We start from the raw sequence: 3976 nt of genomic DNA, 5'->3' as shown, positions 1-3976 counted from the left end.
GATGTATCAGGCTGTAGTAACCTGGAGCATGTGTACTTTGATGGGACCGGTATCACTGGTCTATTATTACCGGTCGGCGGTATCCTCAAGACACTGCATCTGCCGGCCACGATAACCAACCTGACAATCCGTAACCAGACATCCCTGCAGGACCTGTCCATACCGTCATATGCGGGTATCTCCACCTTACGGCTCGAAAATGTCAGCAGTGCAGTGGACAGCAGAGCAATCCTGGAGGCCATCCCAGCCAACAGCCGTGTAAGACTCATCGGCATCAATTGGGCGGCAGGCACAGCAGACAAGCTGATGGAGATTATTGGACTGCTTGACACCATGAGGGGGCTGGATGAGGCCGGCAACAACACAGATATGGCACAGGTGAGCGGTACGATATCGGTCGATACGGTCACCGGGGCACAGCTTGCCGAGATCGCAGGTAAGTATCCGGATATCAAAGTTGCGTACCAGCATATCACCAGCAACCTGTATTTTTACAATGACGATGGCAGTAAGCTCCTGTATACCCAGGCTATCGTGGATGGCGGAGACGGCACTTACAGCGGCAGTACGCCAACTAAGGCCAGTACGGCACAGTATACTTACAGCCATGTGGGCTGGAGCAAAAAACCGGGAGGCGCGGCGGATAGTACAGCTCTCAAAGCGGTTACGGCGGACAGGAGCGTGTATGCGGCGTTTACGGCTACAGTAAGACGGTATACGGTCAAGTTTTATAACGGCTCAACACTACTGCAGACAGTCAGCAATGTGGCGTACGGCGGGAGTGCTACATACACCGGGACAACACCTGTATCGCCAGAGGATAGCAGTCTGGCATTTCTGGGATGGCAGCCAACCGGGAAAAACATCACAGGAAACACAAGCTGCTATGCACAGTTTGAGAGTGCGGTAGAGGTCAAGGAGATTACAGATAGTTGGGATGTTATCATTGCCAACATTGATAATGGCACCTATAAATCTAAGTACAAGATTGGTAATTACAAGCCGCTTGACCTTGGCAGTGAAGGTGTAATTAATATGCAGATGGCCGGATTTGAATTAGATGAGATGTCAGATGGCAGTGGAATGGCACCAATAACATGGATTGGAAAAGAATTGCTTATAACAGAGCGTCGAATGAATTCAAGGCTTATAACTAATGCAGATGGTACATGTCAAGAAGGAACTGGTGCTATTGGTGGATGGGAGAAGTGCGAAATGCGCACTAAATTAAACGTTGAAGTTCTTCCACTGGCGCCGGAAATTGTTATAAACCGTATTGCAAGAGTTATAAAAACACAGAAATCTATCGATAAAACAGGAGCTAATTACAATCAAACTACGCATGATGCATTATGGATACCAGATGTAAAAGATATGGGATATCCTAAAGCAAAATATGGCAGATTATATTCTGATAAAACAAGTATGTTAAAATGCAGAATAAATGCTGAAGGAACCGTGAACGATTGGTGGCTTCGCGGAACAGCAAAAGATAAAGATACTTATAATTATATGTCTGATAGTATCAACATGGACATAGGAAATAGTGGTGCTAATATCGGTGGAGAAAGAGGTGTCTGTCTTTGTTTCTGCCTCCGCGGCCCCCGCGAAATCACCGACACCTGGGAAGAAATCTTTGCGGCCGAGGCGGACGGTACATACAAAGAGAAATACCAGATATCCGATTATAAGCCGCTTGATCTAGGCAGCGAGGGCATTATCAACATGCAGATTGCTGGATTTGACGTAGATGATTTGGCGGATGGGACGGGTAAGGCACCGATTACCTGGATTGGGAAAGAGCTGCTGAAAACCGAACGTAGAATGAACCTACCACTTGTAACTAATGAAGATGGCACGTATCAAGAAGGTACAGGAAGCATTGGCGGTTGGGGAAAATGCGAATTAAGAGCTTGGATTAATGAGACGCTGAAGGCGGCTATACCAGAATCTGTACGCAATAATCTTGTAGAAGTAATAAATACACAGCGCGAGTACAATGCGTCTGGAAATATGTTGATACAAACATCAAATGATTATTTGTGGATACCTAAAGAGAACGAAATTATAAATAGGGCAGGTCTATATGCTCAGTTATTCCCAAATGATGAAAGCCGTAAAAAAAGCAGGTTTGGAAGGACAAGCTCTGACTACTGGCATACACGCGATATTACGAATAGTGGCTGTGAATATTTTGGGTTTATTAGCGATGAAGGTAATAGTAGTGGACGATATTATAGAGAAAATGGGGTATGCCTCTGCTTCTGCACCTGATAAGAAAGGAGAAACAATATGAATATGACACTGAAAGACGGGACAACCATCCCCATCGTAGACGGCTCTTACACAGGGGCCGTCGTTTTAATTGCAGACAACCGGCAAGCTCTTATGGACATCTGGGACCAGCTCACGCCAGATAACCTCCAGGAGCTCAAATTTACACAGGATGACGGCACAGTAGTCCACATCCTGCATGGGGCAGTGATAGACAGTCAGCAGTCAGTCACTAACCCGGATGGCACGTTGACGGTGCACTTTTACCTGAGTGAGACTATCACCGGGGACGTGCCGACAGATGCCGAGTATGCTCTGGCGGCAAAGATTATGCTGGGAGAGGAGGTGTAACATATGGGAGTAATTGAGAGAGCAAGGGCACTGCGCCGCCAGATCGAGGACAACGCTGCCGGCATGAGCGATTACATGGCCCTGCAGTACGTGGAGCTGTTTGGGGTATGGTCAGGAGATGGCGTAGCCTACAAGGCCGGAGACCGCATCAGATACAAGGGCACCCTGTACAAGGTGCTCCAGGACCACATCAGCCAGGGCGACTGGTTGCCCGACTCGACGTCGAGTTTGTACGCCCGGGTCTTAATCCCGGACCCGAGCGTGGTGCCGGAGTGGGAGCAGCCCGACAGTACCAACCCGTACAGCAAGGGTGATAAGGTGCTGCATGGGGGTAAGACGTGGGAGAGCCTGGTGGATGGCAATGTCTGGGAGCCGGGGGCAGTAGGTACGGAATCCCTCTGGCGGGAAGTGACGGAATAAGGAGGCAGCATGTATATAGGACCGCAGGAAATCATTATGGCAGGAAGTGTTATAACAGCAGTAATGGGTATTTTTGCCGTTGTATTTGCTGTGTACAGATGGTATTTGAAACAAAACAAGCAGGATGAGGAGATTGAAAAAATTAAGTCGGAGCAATGTCTGCTTACATACGGGATACTTGCCTGCCTGAAAGGGCTGAAGGAGCAGGGCTGTAATGGTCCTGTGACAGAGGCCATAGCAAAGATTGAGAAACATGTAAATAAGCAAGCTCATGATCAGGAGGATTGAGAATGGATATTAATGTGATTATGCAGTATGTAACTTATGGGCTGGCACTGCTGGGAGGATTGGCCTTCCTGGTGTCTATTGTGGTGCAGGTCATCAAGGAGCTGCCCGGACTTGCAAAAATCCCGACATGCATTGTTGCCCTGGTGGCATCTTTGATACTGTGTCCCGCAACACTGGTGGTACTTTGCGCATACTTTAAGATTGTTATTACATGGTACTATGTGTTTGCCTCTTTTCTGGCCGCCTTTATTGTATATTTAGTATCAACAGGAGGATGGGAAAAGATAAAGGAAATCTGGGATAGAACAAAATACAATAAATCAGAGGGCGAGTAAAATCGCTCTCTTTTTGCGCCGGCGCAAATCCAGCCGGCAGAAAGGAATAATATGAATATCATCGAAACAAATCTGAGTTTTGGGGGTATGTCCTCCAGATCAGCAACAAGACGTATCATCCTGCACCATGCGGAGGCCACAAGCTGTAGTGCCCAGGACATCCACAGGTGGCACAAAGAGGATAGAGGCTGGGCAGGAGCCGGGTACCATTTTTTAGTCCGCAAGGACGGCAAAGTATACCGCCTGCGCCCGGAATGGGCAGTAGGAGCACATGTTGCAGGAGCCAACAGTGACAGCCTGGGTATCTG

At 48.1% G+C, this 3976-nt stretch carries 6 protein-coding genes; all 6 read left to right on the top strand.

The features are described from left to right. On the top strand, positions 1 to 2274 hold a 2274-nt coding region (locus V8Q34_RS27285), incomplete at its 5' end, for a DUF6273 domain-containing protein (RefSeq protein WP_335836682.1). 18 nt (positions 2275 to 2292) lie between these two features. Then, complete coding sequence (locus tag V8Q34_RS27280) at positions 2293 to 2625, top strand: hypothetical protein (RefSeq protein WP_335836681.1); 333 nt, start codon at positions 2293 to 2295, stop codon at positions 2623 to 2625. 3 nt (positions 2626 to 2628) lie between these two features. Further along, positions 2629 to 3045: a carbohydrate-binding protein gene (locus V8Q34_RS27275; RefSeq protein ID WP_335836680.1), complete on the top strand. Its 417-nt coding sequence runs from the start codon at positions 2629 to 2631 to the stop codon at positions 3043 to 3045. Between the two features lie 9 nt (positions 3046 to 3054). Further along, on the top strand, positions 3055 to 3333 hold the full coding sequence (locus tag V8Q34_RS27270) for a branched-chain amino acid ABC transporter permease (RefSeq protein WP_227210834.1): 279 nt from the start codon (positions 3055 to 3057) through the stop codon (positions 3331 to 3333). Positions 3334 to 3335: 2 nt separating this feature from the next. Next, positions 3336 to 3668 (top strand): ribonuclease, encoded by a 333-nt coding sequence (locus V8Q34_RS27265; RefSeq protein ID WP_335836679.1) that lies wholly within the window; start codon positions 3336 to 3338, stop codon positions 3666 to 3668. Between the two features lie 51 nt (positions 3669 to 3719). Beyond that, on the top strand, positions 3720 to 3976 hold a 257-nt coding region (locus tag V8Q34_RS27260; protein WP_335836678.1), incomplete at its 3' end, for an N-acetylmuramoyl-L-alanine amidase.

This window comes from Blautia sp. JLR.GB0024 (genome assembly GCF_037000545.1).
GTDB classification, from domain to species: Bacteria; Bacillota; Clostridia; order Lachnospirales; family Lachnospiraceae; genus Blautia; species Blautia celeris.
Note: the sequence above shows the minus strand (reverse complement) of the source record. Positions and strands in the feature narration are given on the sequence as shown.